The following is a 21,011-nucleotide window of genomic DNA, read 5'->3' as shown; positions in this document are numbered from 1 at the left end:
CAGTTCCTCGTTGGCGCTGCAGTCGTGCACCTGTATGCGGTCGATCTTCAACTCGCTGAAGGGGGGGGGGATGCCGGGTGCACGTGTGAGCCATGGCCTTTGTCGAAGTCATCGTGGAATAGGGCAATCCCGTTGATTCACAGACGGCAGGCAGAGGCATGAAGACTACTAATCGTCAGCGGGTTGGTGATGACGCCCGCCTGTTCAAGATAAAGACCCAGTCCATTGGTCAACTAATTACAAAGCAACCTAACTATTGCGTTGACATTCGCTGCCTAGGCAGTAATATCTCGACATATATTCACTGCCTAGGCAGTTATTAGGTGAGCACATGAAGCATTTCACCCCGGACGAATTCAAAACCTGCCATCTCGGCCTGTTGCTGGGCCGCGCCGCATTGCTCAAGGACCGGATCATCGACACCCACATGGAACCCCACGGCATCACTGCCGCGCAGTTCAAAGTGTTGATCATCATGGCCCAGTTCGGCGTCGATACCCCGGCCGAGCTGTGCCGGCACCTTTCGCTGGACAGCGGTTCGATGACACGCATGCTCGATCGTCTGGAGCAGAAGGGCTTCCTGGCTCGCCAACGCAGTGAAGGTGATCGCCGCCAAGTGCAACTGACCCTGACCGAACAGGGCCAGCAGTTGACGGATCGGCTGCCGCAGATCGGCGCCGACGCGATGAATGAACTGGCTGGCGCGATCTCCCCGGACGAGTTGAAGACCCTGGAATACATCCTCAAGAAAATCCTGCTGGCCGCCGGTGACCCGATCACCATCCAGCGCTTAGGTGAACACAATGAGCAGTAAAACCTTGCGCAGCAGCCTGACGCTGGTGCTGTCGGCGATGATCCTTGCCGGATGCGCCAATTACAGCGGCCTCGATACCCAAGGCAAAAATCTCGACGCGAAAAGCCTGAAGGCCGGCCAATCCCTCAACGGTGTGACCCTGTCGCCTGCGGCATGGCCGAAAAGCGACTGGTGGACCAGCCTCGGCGATCCACAGCTCGACGGTCTGATCCGCGAAGCCCTGCGCGACAGCCCGGACATGCAGATCGCCGCCGCCCGTGCCCATCAGGCCAGCGCCGCCGCGTATGCCGCCGATGCCGAACGCTATCCGACCCTCGACGCCAGCGCCGGCATCAGCCGTTCGCGCCTGGCCAAGGATCAGGATCCGCTGGGGCAGGGCGATGCCTACGCCACCGTGCGTAACATCAGCGCCGGCTTCAATTACAACTTCGACCTGTGGGGCGGCCAGCGTGATGCCTGGGAAGCCGCACTCGGCCAGGCCCGTGCTGCTGAAGTCGACCGTCAGGCCGCGCAATTGACCCTCGCCGCCGATGTGGCCCGGGCCTACAGCGATCTGGGGCAGGCGCACATCGTCTATGACCTGGCCAGCGACGACCTCAAGCGCACCAGGCAAATGCTCGATCTGAGCCAGCGTCGCTTGAGCGCCGGGATCGACAGCCAGTACCAGCTCCAGCAAACCCAGAGTCTGGAAGCCAGTTCCGAAGCCAGCCTGATCGACGCCGAAAAACGTCTGAGCAGTGCGAAAATCGCCCTGGCCGTGCTGCTCGGCAAAGGCCCGGATCGCGGCAGTGAAATCGCCCGGCCCAAAGTATTGCAAGCCAGCGCCGTGGCAGTGCCCTCGGTTCTTCCGGCTGAGCTGCTTGGCCGTCGCCCGGACCTGGTTGCCGCCCGCTGGCGTGTAGAGGCCGCGAGCAAAGACATTGATTCGGCGAAAACCCGCTTCTATCCCAACCTGAACCTTACGGCGTCCGCCGGTGCCGAATCCTTGTTGGGTGACGCAATGTTTGGTTCGGCCAGTCGCTTCTTCAGCATCGCCCCGACCATTTCGCTACCCATCTTCGATGGCGGGCGCCTGCGCGCCAACCTCGATTCGCGTGACGCCGATTACGATCTGGCGGTGGCGCAGTACAACAAAAGCCTGGTGAAAGCGCTGGGTGATGTCAGCGACACGATCAACCAGTTGCGTGACATCGGCCGGCAAATCGGCGCGCAACAGCACGCCACCGATATTGCTCAGGATTCCTATAACACCGTGGTCCAGCGTTACGGTTCCGGCATCGGCAACTACCTGGACGTGCTCAGCATCGAGCAGCAACTGCTGCAGGCCCAACGTCAGTTGGCCAACCTCAATGCCGAGCAGATCGATCTGTCGATTCAACTGATGCAAGCGCTGGGCGGGGGCTTTCAGGGCGAGACCCTGAGCGCAGCCAACGCCATTCCAGCCACGCCGCACAACTAATTCAGGTATTTGTCATGGCCACTGCCGAAAACACCCAAGCTCAAGACAACTCGCAAGACACCGGCAATCCGCGCAAGCGCAAAGTGATGCTGCTGGTGCTGGCCATCGTTGTGGCCCTCACCGGTGCCGGTGTCTGGGCTTATCACGAATTCATCGGGCGCTGGAATGAGAGCACCGATGACGCCTACGTCAACGGCAACGTCGTTGAAATCACTCCGCTGGTGACCGGTACCGTGGTCAGCATCGGCGCTGACGATGGTGACCTGGTCCACGAAGGTCAGGTGCTGATCAACTTCGACCCCAACGATGCCGAAGTCGGTCTGCAAAGTGCCCAGGCGAAACTGGCGCGTACCGTGCGTCAGGTTCGCGGCCTGTACAGCAATGTCGACGGCATGAAAGCCCAGGTCAACGCGCAACAGGCCGAAGTGCAGAAGGCTCAGGACAACTTCAACCGCCGGAAAAACCTTGCCGCTGGCGGCGCGATTTCCCAGGAAGAACTGTCCCACGCCCGCGACGACCTGACCTCGGCGCAAAACGCCCTGGCCAACGCCAAGCAGCAGTTGAAAACCACCAGTGCGCTGGTCGATGACACCGTGGTCTCGTCGCACCCGGACGTGATGTCGGCGGCTGCGGATCTGCGCCAGGCCTACCTGACCAATGCGCGCAGCACCCTGATCGCGCCGGTCACCGGTTACGTTGCCAAACGCACCGTGCAGCTCGGCCAGCGAGTGCAACCGGGTACGGCGTTGATGGCGGTGATCCCGCTGGATCAACTGTGGATCGATGCCAACTTCAAGGAAACCCAACTGCGTGACATGCGCATCGGCCAGCCCGTGGACATCGAGTCCGACATCTACGGCAGCAGCGTGAAATACAGTGGCACCGTCGACAGCCTCGGCGCCGGCACCGGCAGCGCGTTTGCTCTGTTGCCCGCGCAAAACGCCACCGGCAACTGGATCAAGATCGTGCAGCGTGTGCCGGTGCGGATTCACATCAATGCCGAAGAGCTGGCCAAGCACCCACTGCGGGTTGGGCTGTCGACCAATGTTGAAGTGAACCTGCATGACCAGAGCGGCCCGGTACTGGCGCAGCAACCGCAGCAAAAGGCCTCGTTCAGTACCAACGTCTACGACCGGCAGTTGGCCGAAGCCGACGCGATGATCGCTCAGCTGATCCATGACAACAGCGCTGTGGTCAGCAAAACCGCGCAACGCTGATTCGCCACTGACCCTGTGGGTGCGAGCATGCTCGCCCCACAGGGGCGCAGCGCCACCCCGGTTCCAAAGGATTCGCGATGAGCAATAACGCTTCTTTCACGCCGCCCAGCCTGTTGCTCAGCACCATCGGCCTGTCGCTGGCGACCTTCATGCAGGTGCTCGACACCACCATCGCCAACGTGGCGTTGCCGACCATTTCCGGCAACCTTGGTGTGAGTTCGGAGCAGGGCACGTGGGTGATTACCTCGTTCGCCGTGAGCAATGCGATTGCGTTGCCGCTGACCGGCTGGCTCAGCCGGCGCTTTGGCGAGGTAAAACTGTTTCTCTGGGCGACGATGCTGTTTGTGCTGGCCTCGTTTCTCTGCGGCATCTCGACCTCGATGCCTGAGCTGATCGGCTTTCGTGTGCTGCAAGGCCTGGTGGCCGGGCCGTTGTACCCGATGACGCAAACCCTGTTGATCGCCGTTTATCCACCCGCCAGGCGCGGCATGGCCCTGGCATTGCTGGCAATGGTCACGGTGGTGGCGCCGATTGCTGGTCCCATTCTTGGCGGCTGGATCACCGACAGTTACAGCTGGCCGTGGATTTTCTTCATCAACGTTCCGATCGGCATTTTTGCGGTGATGGTGGTGCGTTCGCAGCTGGCCAAGCGCCCGGTGGTCACCAGCCGTCAGCCGATGGACTACGTGGGGCTGATTTCGCTGGTCATTGGCGTCGGCGCGTTGCAGGTGATCCTCGACAAGGGCAATGACCTGGACTGGTTCGAGTCGAACTTCATCATCATCGGTGCGGCGATTTCGGTGATCGCGCTGGCGGTGTTCATCATCTGGGAAATGACCGACCAGCATCCGGTGGTCAACCTGCGGCTGTTCGCGCACCGCAACTTCCGCATTGGCACGATAGTGCTGGTGCTGGGCTACGCCGGATTCTTCGGTATTAACCTGATCCTGCCGCAATGGTTGCAGACCCAGATGGGCTACACCGCGACATGGGCGGGGCTGGCGGTGGCACCGATCGGCATCCTGCCGGTGCTGTTGTCACCCTTTGTCGGCAAGTACGCGAACAAGTTCGACCTGCGCCTGCTGGCCGGGCTGGCATTCCTGGCCATTGGCCTGAGCTGCTTCATGCGTGCCGGTTTCACCAATGAAGTGGACTTCCAGCACATCGCCCTGGTGCAACTGTTCATGGGCATCGGCGTGGCGCTGTTCTTCATGCCGACCCTGAGCATCCTGATGTCCGACCTGCCCCCGCACCAGATCGCCGACGGCGCTGGCCTGGCAACCTTCCTGCGGACTCTGGGGGGCAGTTTTGCGGCGTCGCTGACCACCTGGATCTGGATTCGCCGGGCAGACCAGCATCACGCTTACATGAGCGAAAGCATGAGCATCTTCGACCCGGTCACCCGGGATGCGCTGAGCAATCTCGGAGGCGCGAGCACCAAGGCTTACGCGCAGCTGGATCAAGTCCTGACCAGCCAGGCATACATGCTCTCGACCGTGGACTACTTCACCTTGCTGGGCTGGGGCTTCATGGGCCTGATTCTGCTGGTCTGGCTGGCCAAGCCGCCATTCGCTGCCAAGGCCGGCCCAGCCGCGGCGGGGCATTGATGCCTTTCGTCGCAGGCGCTGGCGTCCGAAAGGGCCATGCAAGGCTTGTTGGCCCCTTCGCCGGCAAGCCGGCTCTTACGGTAGGGCATTTGTTGTAGGAGCGGGCTTGCCAGGGAAGGCGTCCGACAGGGCCATGCAAGGCTTGCTGGCCCCTTCGCCGGCAAGCCGGCTCCTGCGGCAGCGAGGGCGTCCGTTCAGGGCGAACCGGGCAGCGCCAGTTGCGTCGGTACGAAATCGAACGCCGCCAGTTGGAAACCCTGCTCATCCACCTGCAGCGCCCAGCCCTGACGGTCCCAGTCCCCCAGCACAATGCGCTTGGCGGCTTGTTCGCCGATCTGCAGCTTGTGGATCGCCGGGCGATGGGTGTGGCCATGAACCAGGGTGCGCACCCCGTGTTCCTGCATGACCTGCGGTACCTGGTCCGGGGTCACATCGACAATGTCGTTGGCCTTCATGCGGGTCTGGGCCCGGCTTTCGTTGCGCAGCTTGCGCGCCAGCTTGCGCCGGGTGCCCAGGGGCAGGTGGCGCAGAATCCACAGGCTCAGCGGGTTGCGCAGGTAGCGGCGCATACGCATGTAGGCTTCGTCACGGGTGCACAGGCTGTCACCGTGCATCAGCAATACCGGCTCGCCGTAGAAGTCGACGACGCTGGGATCCTTGAGCAGGGTGGCGCCGGCCGCCTTGCAGAAGGCCTTGCCGAGCATGAAGTCGCGATTGCCATGCATCAGGAAGATCTGCGTGCCGCTGTCGCTGAGCTCGCGCAATGCCTGGCAAATGGAAAGCTGGTAGGGGGTCATGGCATCGTCGCCGATCCATACCTCGAAAAAGTCCCCGAGGATGTACAGCGCCTCGGCGGCGCGGGCGCGCCCACCGAGTAATTCCAGAAACGCCCGGGTGATGTCCGGGCGCTCCTCTTCCAGATGCAGATCTGAAATCAGCAGTATCACTCAATGATCTCGGCTTTCTCGATGATCACGTCGTCTGCGGGTACGTCCTGGTGGCCGGACTTCATGGTGGTGGCCACGCCCTTGATCTTGTCGACCACTTCGGTGCCGGCGATCACTTTGCCGAATACGGCGTAGCCCCAGCCCTGCACGGTCTTGCCGCTGTGGTTGAGGAAGCTGTTGTCGGCAACGTTGATGAAGAACTGCGCGGAAGCCGAATGCGGCTCCATGGTGCGGGCCATGGCAACGGTGTACTTGTCGTTGGAAAGGCCGTTGTCAGCTTCGTTCTGGATGCTTGGACGCTTGTCTTTCTTTTCTTTCATGCCAGGTTCGAAGCCGCCGCCCTGGATCATGAAGTTACCGATGACGCGGTGAAAAACGGTGTTTTCATAGTGACCGGCTTTCACGTATTCGACGAAGTTGGCCACGGTCAACGGGGCTTTCTCGGCGTTCAGTTCCAGCACGATCTCGCCGTGGTTGGTGGTCAGTTTGACTTGGGTCATGGTCGGTACTCTTTATAAGGAGAAGCGTTTTCAAGAAAATCCTGGGTGGCGGGGCACGCATGGGGTCCGCACCGATTTGGCCATCCTGCAGCCAAGGAGCGCAGTTTAGCGTGACCGCCACGAATTTCGAGGCTGTTTTTTCACTTGGGTGCCATTAATAGCCGCAGTTTTAAAGCTGCGCTCTGTCAGGCACTTGACAGCATCGGCTATGATATCCGTTTTGATTTATCAGGCCGCACCTGGCCGCGCACTTGTACGTTCAAGGATCCTATGAGCAAGCCCACTGTCGACCCTACCTCGAATTCCAAGACTGGACCGGCCGTACCGGTCAACTTCCTGCGCCCGATCATCCAGGCGGACCTGGACTCGGGTAAGCACACACAGATCGTGACCCGCTTCCCTCCGGAGCCCAATGGTTACCTGCACATCGGTCACGCCAAGTCGATCTGCGTGAACTTCGGTCTGGCCCAGGAATTCGGTGGCGTCACGCACCTGCGTTTCGACGACACCAACCCGGCCAAGGAAGACCAGGAATACATCGACGCCATTGAAAGCGACGTCAAGTGGCTGGGTTTTGAGTGGTCCGGCGAAGTGCGTTATGCCTCGCAGTACTTCGACCAGTTGCACGACTGGGCCGTGGAACTGATCAAGGCGGGCAAGGCCTATGTCTGCGACCTGACCCCTGACCAGGCCAAGGAATACCGCGGCAGCCTCACCGAGCCAGGCAAGAACAGCCCGTTCCGCGAGCGTTCGGTAGAAGAGAACCTGGACTGGTTCGCTCGCATGCGCGCCGGTGAGTTCCCGGATGGTGCGCGGGTACTGCGGGCCAAGATCGACATGGCCTCGCCGAACATGAACCTGCGCGACCCGATCATGTATCGCATTCGCCACGCCCATCACCATCAGACTGGTGACAAGTGGTGCATCTACCCCAACTACGACTTCACCCACGGCCAGTCGGACGCCATCGAAGGCATCACCCACTCGATCTGCACCCTGGAGTTCGAAAGCCACCGTCCGCTGTACGAGTGGTTCCTCGAGCACCTGCCGGTGCCCGCGCACCCGCGCCAGTACGAGTTCAGCCGCCTGAACCTGAACTACACCATCACCAGCAAGCGCAAGCTCAAGCAACTGGTGGACGAGAAGCACGTGAATGGTTGGGACGACCCGCGCATGTCGACCCTGTCGGGCTTCCGCCGCCGCGGCTACACCCCGGCGTCGATCCGCAATTTCTGCGAGATGGTTGGCACCAACCGCTCCGACGGCGTGGTTGATTACGGCATGCTGGAATTCAGCATCCGTCAGGATCTGGACCAGAACGCACCCCGCGCCATGTGCGTGCTGCGTCCGTTGAAAGTCGTGATCACCAACTACCCGGAAGACCAGGTCGAGAACCTCGAACTGCCGCGTCATCCGCAGAAAGAAGAACTCGGCATGCGCCAGCTGCCGTTCGCCCGTGAAATCTACATCGACCATGACGACTTCATGGAAGAGCCGCCCAAAGGCTACAAGCGCCTGGAGCCTAACGGCGAAGTGCGCCTGCGTGGCAGCTACGTGATCCGTGCCGATGAAGCGATCAAGGACGCCGAGGGCAACATCGTCGAGCTGCGTTGCTCCTACGATCCGGACACCCTGGGCAAGAACCCTGAAGGCCGCAAGGTCAAGGGCGTGGTTCACTGGGTGCCGGCTGCCGCCAGCGTCGAGTGCGAAGTGCGCCTGTACGATCGCCTGTTCCGCTCTCCGAACCCGGAGAAGGCCGAAGACAGCGCGAGTTTCCTGGACAACATCAACCCTGACTCCCTGCAAGTGCTCACTGGTTGTCGTGCTGAACCCTCGTTGGGCAACGCACAGCCGGAAGACCGTTTCCAGTTCGAGCGCGAAGGCTACTTCTGCGCGGATATCAAGGACTCGAAACCAGGTGCTCCGGTATTCAACCGTACCGTGACCCTGCGCGACTCCTGGGGTCAGTGATTCAGTCAAGGAACTAACGTGCTAACGATCTACAACACGCTCACCAAGAGCAAAGAAGTCTTCAAGCCGCTGGATGGCAACAAGGTGCGCATGTACGTGTGCGGCATGACCGTGTACGACTACTGCCACCTGGGCCATGGCCGCAGCATGGTGGCATTCGACCTGATTACCCGCTGGCTGCGTTTCAGCGGGTATGACTTGACCTATGTGCGCAACATCACCGATATCGACGACAAAATCATCAATCGTGCCAATGAGAACGGCGAGGCCTTCGAGGCCCTGACCGAGCGCATGATCGCGGCGATGCACGAGGACGAGGCGCGGCTGAACATCAAGAAGCCGGACATGGAACCGCGCGCCACCGACCATATCCCCGGCATGCACGCGATGATCCAGACCCTGATCGACAAGGGCTACGCCTACGCTCCGGGCAATGGCGACGTGTACTACCGCGTCGGCAAGTTTATGGGCTACGGCAAGCTGTCGCGCAAGAAGATCGAAGACCTGCGCATCGGCGCGCGGATCGAAGTCGACGAGTCGAAACAGGACCCGCTGGACTTCGTCTTGTGGAAAGCCGCCAAGCCGGGTGAGCCGAGCTGGCCATCGCCTTGGGGTGACGGTCGTCCGGGCTGGCACATCGAGTGCTCGGTGATGTCCACCTGCTGCCTGGGCGAGACCTTCGACATTCATGGCGGCGGCAGCGACCTGGAGTTCCCGCACCACGAGAACGAGATCGCCCAGAGCGAAGCGGCTACCGGCAAGACCTACGCCAACGCCTGGATGCACTGCGGCATGATCCGCATCAATGGCGAGAAGATGTCCAAGTCCTTGAACAACTTCTTCACCATTCGCGACGTGCTCGACAAGTACCATCCGGAAGTGGTGCGTTACCTGCTGGTGGCCAGCCACTACCGCAGCGCCATCAACTACTCGGAAGACAACCTCAAGGACGCCAAGGGCGCGCTGGAGCGTTTCTACCATGCGCTCAAGGGCCTGCCGAAAGTGGCGCCGGCCGGTGGCGAAGCCTTCGTCGAGCGTTTCACCCAGGTGATGAACGACGACTTCGGTACTCCGGAAGCCTGTGCCGTGCTGTTCGAGATGGTGCGCGAGATCAACCGCCTGCGTGAGAGCGATATCGATGCGGCGGCCGGTCTGGCAGCCCGCTTGAAGGAGCTGGCCAGTGTGCTGGGCGTGCTGCAACTGGAGGCCGACGACTTCCTGCAGGCCGGTGCCGAAGGTCGGGTCGATGCGGCAGAAGTCGAGGCGCTGATCCAGGCCCGCCTGGCGGCCCGTGCCAACAAGGATTGGGCAGAGTCCGATCGGATCCGCGACCAGATCACCGCCATGGGCGTGATCCTGGAAGATGGCAAGGGCGGTACGACCTGGCGCCTGGCTGACTGAGCCTGCGTTCTCTACAACAAGAAACCCGCCTGGCGCGGGTTTTTTGTTGCCCTTCGAACAGTGCCGGATCAGGCCAGCGAGGCGAGGCGCTCCACTGTATCGGGGTAGCGCTCCACCAGGCGTATCAAGGTCGTGGCCTGGGCGTTGGGTATGGCGCGGCCCTGTTCCCAGTTCTCCAGGGTGCGGGTGTTGGTGCGCAGGTACATGGCGAATACCGAGCGCGAGAGGTTGAGTTGCTGGCGGATGTTCATCACCTCGGCGGCGGTGATGGGGGGCAGCTTGTCGAGTTTCACTTTATGGCTGCGCAGGGTGATCTTGCCCTGGCGCTCCTGGGTGAGGGCGTCGATGCCTTCAACCAGTTCGGAAAAGATGTCACGTTTGGTCATGTCTTCTGGCCTCGATTTCACGTTCCAGCAGTTGTTTGAGCTGTTGTCGCTGCTGCGGTAGCAGGTCGTCCATCTGCTCCTTGTCGAACAGGGTGAAGAGCCAGAACTGTGCTCCTCCGGACCACCAGTAATAAATCACCCTCAGCCCGCCACGCCTGCCCTTGTTGCGTCGCTCATCGATGAAACGCATCTTGCGCAAGCCGCCAGTGCCCTGAATCAGAACACCCGCGTGCGGGTGGCGCAGCAACTCGATCTGCAGTTCGCAGAACAATTCGTCGTCAAGGAAGCCATTTCGGTATCGCGCAAATGCCGGTAGTTCAATAAACAGAGCATTCATTTCATACGCTTCCTGCGTATAGAGTGGATGGAGATACAGCTTTGGTCAAGGCCCGCTGGGCGCCGCGTTTGATCTGGCAGCAGTCTATGCCTGCGGCAGCGGGCTGAATGTCGGACCGGGCCGACGTGGCAGGAAGGGCGATTCCGAGTTTTGCTGGGAAGAGGGGAGGGCAGGGCCCTGAAATGCAAAACGGCACCCGAAGGTGCCGTTCTGTGTGTTGCGCTGAAGCTTAAGCGATCAACCTGCCAGGCCCGAATGCTGGACCAGGGTCAGCAGCGGCTGTGGGTATACGCCGAGGAAGAACGCCAGGACCGCGATGGCCAGCAGCATGACGCCACCGGCTTTCTGTTCCCAGTGCAGTTGGGCATCGACGCGACGCAGGTTCGGCTCGATCAGGTACAGGGTGACCATCACTCGCAGGTAGTAGAAGACGCCGATGGCGCTGCCCATGACCAGGGAACCGACCAGCCACCATTGGTGCGCTTCGACACCGGTAGCGATGATGTAGAACTTGCCGATGAAGCCCGCGGTCAGCGGGATACCGGCCAGGGACAGCATCATCACGGTGAGCACGGCGGTCAGGTACGGACGGCGCCAGAACAGGCCGCGGTACTCGTACAGTGCGTCAGCGTCACGGCCTTTGTACGGCGAGGACATCAGGGTGATCACGCCGAAGGCGCCAAGGCTGGTGATCACGTAGGTGACCAGGTACACGCCGATGGCTTCCATGGCCAGGCCCTTGCTCGCCACCAGGGCGATCAGCAGGTAACCGAAGTGGGCGATGGACGAGTAACCCAGCAGACGCTTGAGGTTGCTCTGGGTCAGCGCCAACAGGTTGCCCACCAGGATCGAGGCAATGGCGATCACGGTCAGCACGTTGCTCAGGACACCGCTGCTGGCCACTGGCGACAGCTGGAACAGACGCACCAGTACCGCGAACACCGCCACCTTGCTGGCGGTGGCCAGGAAGGCGGCGACCGGGGCCGGGGCGCCTTCGTAGACGTCCGGAGTCCACAGGTGGAAAGGTACCAGCGACAGTTTGAAGGCCAGGCCGATCAGCATCATGCCCAGGCCCAGTTGCGCCAGCGGGCTTGGCAGCCCAGTGGCGGCCAGGGCCTGACCGATGCCGCTGAAGCTCAGGCTACCGGCTTCTGCGTAGAGCAAGGCCATGCCGAACAACAGGAAGCCCGAACCGGCGGCTGACAGCACCATGTACTTGATGCCGGCTTCCAGGGAGCGCTTGTTGAAGAAGGCATAGGCCACCAGGCCGTAGACCGGTACCGAGAGCAGCTCCAGGCCGATGAACAGGCCGGCCAGGTTCTGCGCGCTGACCAGCACCAGGCCACCAGCGGCGGCCAGCAGGATCAGCAGGTACAGCTCTTCTCGGTTGCCCGGGTAACCGCTGCTGCCATCGCCGAGGTAGGCGTGGGCCAGGGTGACGCAGGCCAGGGTGGCCACCAGGATCAGGGCCATGTACAGGCAGGCGAACTGGTCGATCTGCAACAGCGGGGTGACCGCCAGGGGTGCCACTTTCAGCACCGGGAAGATCGACAGCAATGCCAGGTTCAGACCGGCCACCGACAGCAGGAAGGTCTGGGCGTGGTTGCGCCGCCAGGCGATCGCCAGCATCACCACCACAAGAGTGGCGCTGGTGATCAGCAGCGGCGCCAGGGCTATAAAGTGTTGAATCGTAAAGTCCATAGCGCTCTTACCGGGCCGAAGCGAGTTGAGTGAAGGCGGTGCTGAGCCATTGCTGCACGCCATGCATGGTGGCGGCAGAGGTATCGAGGAACGGTTGCGGGTACACGCCGATGTAGATCAGCAGTACCGCCAGCCCCAGCACCATGATCAGTTCTCGAGCATCCATGCCGTGCAGCACCGCGTCCGACTTGGACGGGCCGAAGTAGGCACGGTGGATCATGATCAGCGAGTAGACCGAGCCGAACACCAGGCCCGAAGTCGCGATCGCGGTGATCCATGGAGCGCTGACGAAGGTGCCGATCAGGATCAGGAACTCGCCGACGAAGTTGCCGGTGCCCGGCAGGCCCAGGGAGGCGGCTGCGAAGAACAGGCTGATGGCCGGCAGGTAGGCGATACGCGACCACAGACCGCCCATTTCACGCATGTCGCGGGTATGGGTGCGCTCGTACAGCTGGCCGCTGAGGATAAACAGCGCGGCTGCCGAAACACCGTGGGCCAGCATCTGGATCACCGCGCCCTGCAGGGCTTGCTGGCTGCCGGAGTAGATGCCGATCAGCACGAAGCCCATGTGGGAAACGCTGGAGAAGGCGATCAGGCGCTTGATGTCGGTCTGGGCGAAGGCCAGGAAGGCACCGTAGAAGATCCCGATCAGACCCAGGGTCATGGCGATCGGTGCGAACTCTGCCGAGGCGTTGGGGAACAGCGGCAGGGCGAAACGCAGCAAGCCATAGGCCGCGGTCTTCAGCAGGATGCCCGCCAGGTCCACGGAACCGGCAGTCGGTGCCTGGGCGTGAGCGTCAGGCAGCCAGGAGTGGAACGGCACCACCGGCAGCTTCACCGCGAAGGCGATGAAGAAGCCGAGCATCAGGATGTACTCGGTGGCGGTGGACATCTTGGTCTTCAGCAACTGGGCGTAATCGAAGGTGATGACCCCGGTGTTGTTGAAGTTGACCAGTACGAGGCCCAGGATCGCCACCAGCATGATCAGGCCGGAAGCCTGAGTGAAGATGAAGAACTTGGTCGCTGCGTAGATCCGGGTTTTCTTGCCGTCTGCCGAGCTGTGACCCCAGAGCGCGATGAGGAAGTACATCGGCACCAGCATCATTTCCCAGAAGAAGAAGAACATGAACAGGTCCAGCGCGAGGAACACGCCGACCACACCGCCCAGGATCCACATCAGGTTCAGGTGGAAGAAGCCCACATGGCGCTGGATCTCTTTCCAGGAGCAGAGTACCGAGAGGATACCCAGCAGACCGGTCAGCAGCACCATCAACAGCGACAGGCCGTCGAGGGCCAGGTGCACGTTGATGCCAAAGCGCTCGATCCACTGGTGCTTGAACTCGATGGCCCAAGTAGGATCGACGCCAGGCGCCGGAGCATATGAATAGTTACCGTGGGCCCACAGCCAGAGGCCGAGGGCGAGTTCCAGGGTCATGGTCAACAGCGCAATCCAGCGGGGGAGGGTGGCGCCGAAGCGCTCACCCAGCCAGCACAGCAGGCCGCCGATGAAGGGGATCAGGATTAGCCAAGGCAGAATCATGACGGGCTCAATTCCTTTCGCAAGTTCGCAAGGTTCATATCAGACCGCTACCAACACAATGGCGCCGATGACCAGCACGGCACCGGCTGCCATCGAGGCGGCGTACCAACGCAGTTGACCGGTCTCGGTACGGCTCAGGGAGTTGTGCCCCCCTTTGGCCATACGCGGGATCAAACCGATGGTCTGATCGAGCGGGTCCTTGCGCAGTACGTGGCTGATGGCCAGGTATGGCTTGACGAACAGTTTGTCGTAGATCCAGTCGAAGCCCCAGGCGGCGAACCACCAGGCCGAGAGCAGACGCCCGATGCCGCTGTTGGCGATGGCGGTCACAACGCGACGCTTGCCAAGGAACAACAGGGCGGCCAGCAGGATACCGGCCAGGGCGATGGCGCCCGAGGCGATTTCCAGGCTGTGCTTGGCTTCGCCACCGGCATGGCCGACGCTTTGCGGCAGCACGCCATGCAGGGGCGGGGTGATCATCGCGCCGATCCCGGTGGACAGCACGATCAGTACCACCAGCGGCAGCCAGTGGGAGATCCCGTGGCCGGCGTGGGCTTCGGTCTTGGCTTCACCGTGGAAGGTGATGAAGATCAGGCGGAAGGTGTACAGCGAGGTCATGAACGCACCCACCAGGCCGGCGTACAGCAGGCCATGGTTGCCGCTGGCGAAGGCTTCCCAGAGGATCTCGTCCTTGGAGTAGAAGCCTGCGGTCACCAGAGGCAGGGCCGCCAGGGCCGCGCCGCCGACGATGAAGCTGGCGTAGGCCAGGGGCAGTTTCTTCCACAGGCCGCCCATCTTGAAGATGTTCTGCTCGTGGTGGCAGGCAACGATCACCGCACCGGAAGCAAGGAACAGCAGGGCCTTGAAGAAGGCGTGGGTCATCAGGTGGAAGATCGCGCCGTCCCAGGCGCCAACGCCCAGGGCCAGGAACATGTAGCCGATCTGGCTCATGGTGGAGTAGGCGAGGATCCGCTTGATGTCGGTCTGCACCAGCGCGGCGAAACCGGCCAGTACCAGGGTCACGCCGCCGACCAGGCCCACCAGGTGCAGGATTTCCGGCGCCAGGGTGAACAGGCCGTGGGTACGGGCGATCAGGTAGACGCCGGCGGTCACCATGGTTGCGGCGTGGATCAGTGCCGAAACCGGGGTCGGGCCGGCCATCGCGTCCGCCAGCCAGGTCTGCAGTGGCAACTGGGCAGATTTACCCACGGCGCCACCCAGCAGCATCAGGGTTGCCAGGGTGATCCAGAAGTCGCCGGCCTGGAATTTCTGCGGGGCCAGCACCAGCAGTTCCTGGACGTTCAGCGTGCCCACCTGTTGGAACAGGATGAACAGGCCGATGGCCATGAATACGTCGCCGATACGGGTAACGATGAAGGCCTTGAGTGCGGCGTTACCGTTGTTGCGGTTGCTGTAGTAGAAACCGATCAACAGGTAGGAGCACAGGCCCACGCCTTCCCAGCCGAAGTACAGGAACAACAGGTTATCGCCCAGCACCAGGAACAGCATGCTGGCGATAAACAGGTTGGTGTAGGCGAAGAAGCGTGAGTAGCCGGCTTCACCACGCATGTACCAGGACGCGAACAAGTGGATCAAGAAGCCCACGCCCACTACTACACCCAGCATGGTCACGGACAGGCCATCCAGGTACAGGGCGAAGTTCGGCGCGAAACCGTCCACCGACATCCACTGCCACAGCACCTGGGTGTAGTGGCCACCCTCTGGCGGTGCGACGTTGAATTGCCAGATCACGTAGGCAGCAACGATGGCCGACAGGCCAATGGAGCCGACACCGATCAGGGCCGAGAGGTTTTCCGAGAGGCGTCCACGGGAGAACGACAGCAGCAGGAAACCGATCAGGGGGAATACGAAAGTCAGAAAGAGAAGGTTCATCCGCGCATCTCGCTGGCTGCATCGATATCGAGAGTGTGGAAGCGGCGGTACAGCTGCAGCAGAATCGCCAGGCCGATACTGGCCTCGGCGGCTGCCAGGCTGATCACCAGGATGAACATCACTTGTCCATCCGGCTGCGCCCAGCGGGCGCCCGCAACGATGAAGGCCAGTGCAGAGGCGTTCATCATCACTTCCAGGCTCATCAACACGAAGAGGATGTTACGGCGGACCATCAGGCCGACCAGACCGAGGCAGAACAGGATGCCGGCAACCGCCAGGCCATGTTCCATCGGGATAGTACCGAGAGAGATAGTAGGCATCGTATTACTCCTTCGCCTCGTTGCGGCCCAAGTGGAACGCCGTGACGGCCGCGGCAAGCAGCAGCATCGAGGCGAGTTCGACCACCAGCAGGTAAGGGCCGAACAGGCTGATGCCCACGGCCTTGGCGCTGACGGTGGTTTGACCGATACCGGCACCGCTCTGATGGCTGAACAGTACGTACAGCAGTTCAGCCAGCAGCAGCGCGGCCAGGATGACCGGGCCGATCCAGATGCCGGGCGTGAGCCAGATGCGCTCTTGCTGAGCCGCGGCCGGGCCGAGGTTCAGCATCATCACCACGAACACGAACAGCACCATGATGGCGCCGGCGTAGGCGATCACTTCCAGGGCGCCGGCGAACGGCGCGCCAAGGCTGAAGAAGGTCATGGCCACGGCGATCAACGAAATGATCAGGTAGAGCAGGGCGTGCACAGGGTTGGTGTTGGTGACCACGCGTAGCGTGGAAACAACGGCAACACCTGATGCGAAATAGAAAGCGAATTCCATCGTTCTTCCTTAAGGCAGCAAGCTCTTCACGTTGATCGGCTCGGCTTCGTTTTGCGCGGAGCCTTTTGGCTTACCGGCAATGGCCATACCTGCAACACGATAGAAGTTGTAATCAGGGTTCTTTCCGGGACCGGAGATCAGCAGATCTTCTTTCTCGTAAACCAGGTCCTGACGTTTGAACTCGGCCATCTCGAAATCCGGTGTCAGCTGGATCGCGGTGGTCGGGCAGGCTTCCTCGCAGAGGCCACAGAAAATGCAGCGCGAGAAGTTGATGCGGAAGAAGTCCGGGTACCAGCGACCGTCTTCGGTTTCAGCTTTCTGCAGCGAGATGCAACCCACGGGGCAGGCCACGGCGCACAGGTTGCAGGCTACGCAACGCTCTTCGCCATCGGGGTCGCGGGTCAGGACGATGCGGCCGCGGTAGCGTGGAGGCAGGTAGACCGGCTCTTCCGGGTATTGCAAGGTGTCGCGCTTGCGAAAGCCATGGCCGAAGACCATGACCAGGCTGCGCAACTGGGTACCAGTACCCTTAACGATGTCGCCAATATATTTGAACATGGGTCAAATCCTCACTGAACCGCAACCGCAGGTGTGTTCCACAACACAACCGCAGCGGTTATCAGCAAATTGATCAGGGTCAGTGGCAGGCAGAATTTCCAGCTGAAGTCCATCACCTGGTCATAACGCGGACGCGGGATGGAAGCGCGCAGCAGGATGAACAGCATGATGAAGAACGCGGTCTTCAGTGCGAACCAGACGAAGGACAGTTGCGGCAGGATGCCGAACGGACCGTGCCAGCCACCGAAGAACAAGGTGACCAGCAGCGCCGAGATCAGGATGATGCCGATGTATTCACCGACGAAGAACATGCCCCATTTCATACCGGCGTATTCAATGTGGTAGCCGTCGGCCAGTTCCTGCTCCGCTTCCGGCTGGTCGAAGGGGTGACGGTGAGTCACCGCCACGCCAGCGATGAAGAAGGTACAGAAGCCGAAGAACTGCGGAATGATGAACCACAGGTTCTGCGCCTGGTACTCGACGATGTCGCGCATGTTGAACGAGCCGACCTGTACCACGATGCCCATCAGGGCCAGGCCCATGAACACTTCGTAGGACACGGTCTGCGCCGAGGCACGCAAGCTGCCGAGCAGGGCGAACTTGTTGTTGCTCGACCAGCCGGCGAACAGTACCGCGTAGACCGACAGACCGGCCATGGCGAAGAAGAACAGCAGGCCGATGTTCAGATCCGCTACGCCCCAGGTCGGGGTGATCGGGATGATCGCGAAGGCGATCAGCAGGGCGGACATGGCCACCACCGGTGCCAGTGTGAAGATCACCTTGTCGGCAAACGGTGGAGTCCAGTCTTCCTTGAAGAACATCTTCAGCATGTCGGCAGCGATCTGGAACATGCCGAACGGGCCAACACGGTTCGGACCGTAACGGTCCTGCCACCAGCCCAACAGGCGACGTTCGACGAAGCTCAGCAGCGCCCCGGCGATCACTACGGCCAGCAGGATGACGATGGCCTTGACGACCGTCAGGATCACGTCGATCACTTCAGGGGTAAACCAACTCATTGTGCCGCCTCCTGCAGACCATCAACGGAAATGCCAGCGATCGCCGGAGGAATGCCCGCCAGGCCGGCAGGCAGGCCTATCAGGCCAGCACCCAGCTCTTCGTTGATGCGCAGCGGCAGACGCAGGGTCTGGCCAGCCACATTCACCGCGAGCAGGGCACCGTCGTTGACACCCAGGCGATCCGCTTCGGATTTGGCCAGAGCAACGTACGGAGCCGGGATGCGCTCCTGCACTGGAGCGGCTTTCGAAGAGTTTTCCTCGCTGCCGAACAGGTGGTAGAACGGCACGGCCTGCCAGGTGCCCGGGGCCGGGGAGAAGGCTCGCGGCACGCTGGCGAACCAGTTGAGGCGGTCGCCCTGGGTTTCGATCAGGCGAGTGCCCGGGTCACCGGCGCGCAGGTGGCCACCGACTTCGTCCTGGAACTTGTTCCAGGCCTGTGGCGAGTTCCAGCCCGGAGACCAGGCGAACGGCACTTGCGAGCGCGGTTCGACGGAGCCCGAGTAACCTTCCATGGAGTAGGCGAAGGCGGTATCCGGATCTTGCGGGGTACGTGGCTCGTGCACGCTCTGGTTGGCGCGCATGGCGGTACGGCCACTGTAGCGCAGCGGTTCGCGCGCCAGTTTCAGGCCTTTGATACGGAATGCTGCGGAAGGTGCGGCATCGACGATGCTGGCCAGTTGCGGGGTGCTCGCGGCGCAGGCAGCGGTCACGTGGTCCAGTTGGGTCCAGTCCACCGGCTTGTTCAACAGGGTGCTGCGCAGGGCGTGCAACCAGCGCCAGCCTTCGTGGACCATGATGCTGGCGTCCAGGTAGGTCGGATCGAAGACCTGGAAGAAGCGCTGGGCGCGACCTTCCTGGCTGACCAGGGTACCGTCGCCTTCGGCAAAGCTCGCCGCCGACAGCACCAGGTGCGCGCGCTCGACGGTAGCGGTTTGTTGATGATCGGCAACGATCACCACCTTCGCCGCGTTCAGCGCTGCATCCACCTTGGCCGCGTCGGTGCGGGTGTACAGGTCGTTTTCCAGTACCACGATGGCGTCGGCACGGCCGTCGATCACCGCCTGCAGGGCGGCGTCCACGGATTCGCCGCCGAGCATGGCCAGGCCGAGGCTGTTGGCCTCTGGCACCACCAGGCTGATGGAGCCGGCTTTGTCGCGCAGCTTCAGGGCCTTGGCAATGTTGGCCGCGGCTTCGATCAGCGCCTTGGAGCCCAGGGAGGTACCGGAAATGATCAGCGGGCGCTTGGCCGCCAACAGGGCGTCGGCAATGCGCTTGGCCAGTTCCAGGGCTTCGCTGTCCAGGCCTTCCACGGCAGGGGCGCTGGCGTCGATGGCATGGGCCACGGCAAAACCGATGCGCGCCAGGTCGTCTGGAGCTGCGTGTACACACTCCTCGGCCACGTCGTCGAGCTTGGTTTCAGCCAGGCTGGCGATGAACAGCGGGTTCAGCGCGTGCTGGCCGATGTTCTTCACCGCAGCGTCGAGCCAAGGCTGGACGCGCATGGCATCGGCCATTTCCTCGGCCTTGCCCTTGACCGACTGGCGCAGGGCCAGGGCCATGCGTGCGGCGGTCTGGGTCAAGTCTTCACCGAGAACGAAGACGGCGTCGTGGTCTTCGATGTCGCGCATGTTCGGAACCGGCAGCGGGCTGTCGTTCAGAACCTGCAGAACCAGGCGGATGCGCTCCAGCTCGGAGGCTTCGATACCGGAGTAGAAGTGCTCGGCACCGACCAGTTCCTGCAACGCGTAGTTGCTTTCCAGGCTGGCGCGGGGCGAACCGATACCGACGATGTTACGGCCGCGCAGCAGGTCTGCGGCCTGATCCAGTGCCTGGTCCAGGGTCAGCTTGGTGCCATCGGCCAGGCGTGGCTGGCGTGGACGGTCCTTGCGGTTGACGTAGCCATAGCCGAAGCGGCCACGGTCGCAGAGGAAATACTGGTTCACCGAACCGTTGTAACGGTTCTCGATGCGGCGCAGCTCGCCGTAGCGCTCACCCGGGGAGATGTTGCAACCGCTGGAGCAGCCATGGCAGATGCTCGGCGAGAACTGCATGTCCCACTTGCGGTTGTAGCGTTCGGAGTGAGTCTTGTCGGTGAACACACCGGTCGGGCAGACCTCGGTGAGGTTGCCGGAGAACTCGCTTTCCAGGGTGCCGTCTTCAACGCGACCGAAGTAAACGTTGTCGTGGGCGCCGTAGACGCCTAGGTCGGTGCCGCCGGCGTAGTCCTTGTAGAAGCGCACACAGCGATAACAGGCAATGCAGCGGTTCATCTCGTGGGAAATGAACGGGCCGAGGTCCTGGTTCTGGTGGGTACGCTTGGTGAAGCGATAACGGCGCTCGTTGTGGCCGGTCATCACCGTCATGTCCTGCAGGTGGCAGTGACCGCCTTCCTCACAGACCGGGCAGTCGTGGGGGTGGTTGGTCATCAGCCACTCGACGACACTGGCGCGGAACGCCTTGGATTCTTCATCGTCGATGGAGATCCAGGTGTTGTCGGTGGCCGGGGTCATGCAGGACATGACGATGCGACCACGGGTGTCGTTCTCGTCGGTGTACTGCTTGACCGCGCACTGGCGACAGGCACCGACGCTACCGAGAGCGGGGTGCCAGCAGAAATAAGGGATGTCGAGGCCTAGTGACAGACAAGCCTGTAACAGGTTGTCCGCCCCATCGACTTCGAGCGCTTTGCCGTCTACGTGGATAGTGGCCATGGTTCAAAGTTCTTCGTTGGCCCGGTGTCAGCGGGCGTGGCTAATGGAATCTTGTTATGCGTGCGAATCAACACAGCCGTTTACGGCGTCATCGCACGTCGAGCGCAGGGCACGGACCCGGCGCC

At 61.7% G+C, this 21,011-nt stretch carries 18 protein-coding genes; 6 read left to right on the top strand and 12 right to left on the bottom strand.

The window, feature by feature from the left end; genetic code table 11:
* Window positions 1–331 precede the first annotated feature (331 nt).
* The 4 genes from ABCR88_RS21735 to ABCR88_RS21720 all read left to right on the top strand — a co-directional run bounded on the left by ABCR88_RS21735 (window position 332) and on the right by ABCR88_RS21720 (window position 5,097).
* A complete protein-coding gene (locus ABCR88_RS21735) occupies window positions 332–814 on the top strand; it encodes a MarR family transcriptional regulator (RefSeq protein ID WP_011062206.1) in 483 nt (160 codons plus the stop codon).
* Window positions 804–2,273, top strand: coding sequence for an efflux transporter outer membrane subunit (locus ABCR88_RS21730; protein ID WP_011062205.1), 1,470 nt, complete (start codon window positions 804–806; stop codon window positions 2,271–2,273). Before ABCR88_RS21735 ends, ABCR88_RS21730 begins: the two co-directional genes overlap by 11 nt.
* Before the next feature lie 14 nt (window positions 2,274–2,287).
* Window positions 2,288–3,490 (top strand): HlyD family efflux transporter periplasmic adaptor subunit, encoded by a 1,203-nt coding sequence (locus ABCR88_RS21725; RefSeq protein ID WP_011062204.1) that lies wholly within the window; start codon window positions 2,288–2,290, stop codon window positions 3,488–3,490.
* A gap of 77 nt (window positions 3,491–3,567) precedes the next feature.
* A complete protein-coding gene (locus ABCR88_RS21720) occupies window positions 3,568–5,097 on the top strand; it encodes a DHA2 family efflux MFS transporter permease subunit (protein ID WP_011062203.1) in 1,530 nt (509 codons plus the stop codon).
* Between the two features lie 194 nt (window positions 5,098–5,291).
* Here ABCR88_RS21720 and ABCR88_RS21715 read toward each other — a convergent pair whose 3' ends face one another.
* A complete protein-coding gene (locus ABCR88_RS21715; RefSeq protein ID WP_011062202.1) occupies window positions 5,292–6,044 on the bottom strand; it encodes a UDP-2,3-diacylglucosamine diphosphatase in 753 nt (250 codons plus the stop codon).
* Window positions 6,041–6,544, bottom strand: a complete 504-nt coding sequence (locus ABCR88_RS21710; protein WP_011062201.1) for a peptidylprolyl isomerase — start codon at window positions 6,542–6,544, stop codon at window positions 6,041–6,043. Before ABCR88_RS21710 ends, ABCR88_RS21715 begins: the two co-directional genes overlap by 4 nt.
* A gap of 270 nt (window positions 6,545–6,814) precedes the next feature.
* Between ABCR88_RS21710 and ABCR88_RS21705 the strand changes: the two genes are divergently transcribed.
* Entirely contained in the window at window positions 6,815–8,515 is a 1,701-nt protein-coding gene (locus tag ABCR88_RS21705; protein ID WP_174395733.1) for a glutamine--tRNA ligase/YqeY domain fusion protein, read from the top strand.
* 18 nt (window positions 8,516–8,533) lie between these two features.
* A complete protein-coding gene (gene cysS / locus ABCR88_RS21700; RefSeq protein ID WP_053159449.1) occupies window positions 8,534–9,916 on the top strand; it encodes a cysteine--tRNA ligase in 1,383 nt (460 codons plus the stop codon).
* 68 nt (window positions 9,917–9,984) lie between these two features.
* On the opposite strand, the gene ABCR88_RS21695 is transcribed toward cysS, so the two are convergent.
* From ABCR88_RS21695 to nuoG, 10 genes are all read right to left on the bottom strand, one after another.
* A complete protein-coding gene (locus ABCR88_RS21695; protein ID WP_053152691.1) occupies window positions 9,985–10,302 on the bottom strand; it encodes a transcriptional regulator in 318 nt (105 codons plus the stop codon).
* Window positions 10,289–10,639 carry a toxin gene (locus ABCR88_RS21690; RefSeq protein ID WP_350403536.1) on the bottom strand — a complete coding sequence of 117 codons (351 nt, stop codon included), beginning with the start codon at window positions 10,637–10,639 and terminating at the stop codon, window positions 10,289–10,291. The genes ABCR88_RS21695 and ABCR88_RS21690 overlap by 14 nt, the downstream gene beginning before the upstream one ends.
* A 237-nt stretch (window positions 10,640–10,876) precedes the next feature.
* On the bottom strand, window positions 10,877–12,340 hold the full coding sequence (gene nuoN / locus ABCR88_RS21685) for an NADH-quinone oxidoreductase subunit NuoN (RefSeq protein ID WP_015636299.1): 1,464 nt from the start codon (window positions 12,338–12,340) through the stop codon (window positions 10,877–10,879).
* A gap of 7 nt (window positions 12,341–12,347) precedes the next feature.
* Entirely contained in the window at window positions 12,348–13,880 is a 1,533-nt protein-coding gene (nuoM, locus tag ABCR88_RS21680) for an NADH-quinone oxidoreductase subunit M (protein WP_016965722.1), read from the bottom strand.
* Window positions 13,881–13,919: 39 nt separating this feature from the next.
* Window positions 13,920–15,773, bottom strand: coding sequence for an NADH-quinone oxidoreductase subunit L (gene nuoL / locus ABCR88_RS21675; RefSeq protein ID WP_232643448.1), 1,854 nt, complete (start codon window positions 15,771–15,773; stop codon window positions 13,920–13,922).
* Complete coding sequence (gene nuoK, locus ABCR88_RS21670) at window positions 15,770–16,093, bottom strand: NADH-quinone oxidoreductase subunit NuoK (RefSeq protein WP_011062193.1); 324 nt, start codon at window positions 16,091–16,093, stop codon at window positions 15,770–15,772. Before nuoK ends, nuoL begins: the two co-directional genes overlap by 4 nt.
* A gap of 4 nt (window positions 16,094–16,097) precedes the next feature.
* On the bottom strand, window positions 16,098–16,598 hold the full coding sequence (nuoJ, locus tag ABCR88_RS21665; RefSeq protein WP_011062192.1) for an NADH-quinone oxidoreductase subunit J: 501 nt from the start codon (window positions 16,596–16,598) through the stop codon (window positions 16,098–16,100).
* A 9-nt stretch (window positions 16,599–16,607) separates the two neighbouring features.
* The gene (nuoI, locus tag ABCR88_RS21660) at window positions 16,608–17,156 is read right to left on the bottom strand and encodes an NADH-quinone oxidoreductase subunit NuoI (protein WP_003223795.1); all 549 of its coding nucleotides are present in this window, start codon (window positions 17,154–17,156) and stop codon (window positions 16,608–16,610) included.
* A gap of 11 nt (window positions 17,157–17,167) precedes the next feature.
* Window positions 17,168–18,175, bottom strand: a complete 1,008-nt coding sequence (gene nuoH / locus ABCR88_RS21655; protein ID WP_011062191.1) for an NADH-quinone oxidoreductase subunit NuoH — start codon at window positions 18,173–18,175, stop codon at window positions 17,168–17,170.
* Window positions 18,172–20,886, bottom strand: coding sequence for an NADH-quinone oxidoreductase subunit NuoG (gene nuoG / locus ABCR88_RS21650; protein ID WP_350022961.1), 2,715 nt, complete (start codon window positions 20,884–20,886; stop codon window positions 18,172–18,174). The genes nuoH and nuoG overlap by 4 nt, the downstream gene beginning before the upstream one ends.
* Window positions 20,887–21,011: the final 125 nt, after the last annotated feature.

Origin of the sequence: Pseudomonas sp. W17 (genome assembly GCF_040268305.1) — a bacterium.
In the GTDB taxonomy this organism is placed as follows: Bacteria; Pseudomonadota; Gammaproteobacteria; order Pseudomonadales; family Pseudomonadaceae; genus Aquipseudomonas; species Aquipseudomonas protegens.
This window is presented reverse-complemented; position numbering and strand designations above follow the sequence as displayed.

Bases quoted from the DNA above. Each gene is read 5' to 3' on its own strand.
- ABCR88_RS21735 (WP_011062206.1), top strand. From the start codon at position 332: ATGAAGCATTTCACCCCGGACGAATTCAAAACCTGCCATCTCGGCCTG.
- ABCR88_RS21730 (WP_011062205.1), top strand. From the start codon at position 804: ATGAGCAGTAAAACCTTGCGCAGCAGCCTGACGCTGGTGCTGTCGGCG.
- ABCR88_RS21725 (WP_011062204.1), top strand. From the start codon at position 2,288: ATGGCCACTGCCGAAAACACCCAAGCTCAAGACAACTCGCAAGACACC.
- ABCR88_RS21720 (WP_011062203.1), top strand. From the start codon at position 3,568: ATGAGCAATAACGCTTCTTTCACGCCGCCCAGCCTGTTGCTCAGCACC.
- ABCR88_RS21710 (WP_011062201.1), bottom strand. From the start codon at position 6,544: ATGACCCAAGTCAAACTGACCACCAACCACGGCGAGATCGTGCTGGAA.
- ABCR88_RS21705 (WP_174395733.1), top strand. From the start codon at position 6,815: ATGAGCAAGCCCACTGTCGACCCTACCTCGAATTCCAAGACTGGACCG.
- ABCR88_RS21695 (WP_053152691.1), bottom strand. From the start codon at position 10,302: ATGACCAAACGTGACATCTTTTCCGAACTGGTTGAAGGCATCGACGCC.
- ABCR88_RS21690 (WP_350403536.1), bottom strand. From the start codon at position 10,639: ATGAATGCTCTGTTTATTGAACTACCGGCATTTGCGCGATACCGAAAT.
- nuoN (WP_015636299.1), bottom strand. From the start codon at position 12,340: ATGGACTTTACGATTCAACACTTTATAGCCCTGGCGCCGCTGCTGATC.
- nuoM (WP_016965722.1), bottom strand. From the start codon at position 13,880: ATGATTCTGCCTTGGCTAATCCTGATCCCCTTCATCGGCGGCCTGCTG.
- nuoL (WP_232643448.1), bottom strand. From the start codon at position 15,773: ATGAACCTTCTCTTTCTGACTTTCGTATTCCCCCTGATCGGTTTCCTG.
- nuoK (WP_011062193.1), bottom strand. From the start codon at position 16,093: ATGCCTACTATCTCTCTCGGTACTATCCCGATGGAACATGGCCTGGCG.
- nuoJ (WP_011062192.1), bottom strand. From the start codon at position 16,598: ATGGAATTCGCTTTCTATTTCGCATCAGGTGTTGCCGTTGTTTCCACG.
- nuoI (WP_003223795.1), bottom strand. From the start codon at position 17,156: ATGTTCAAATATATTGGCGACATCGTTAAGGGTACTGGTACCCAGTTG.
- nuoH (WP_011062191.1), bottom strand. From the start codon at position 18,175: ATGAGTTGGTTTACCCCTGAAGTGATCGACGTGATCCTGACGGTCGTC.
- nuoG (WP_350022961.1), bottom strand. From the start codon at position 20,886: ATGGCCACTATCCACGTAGACGGCAAAGCGCTCGAAGTCGATGGGGCG.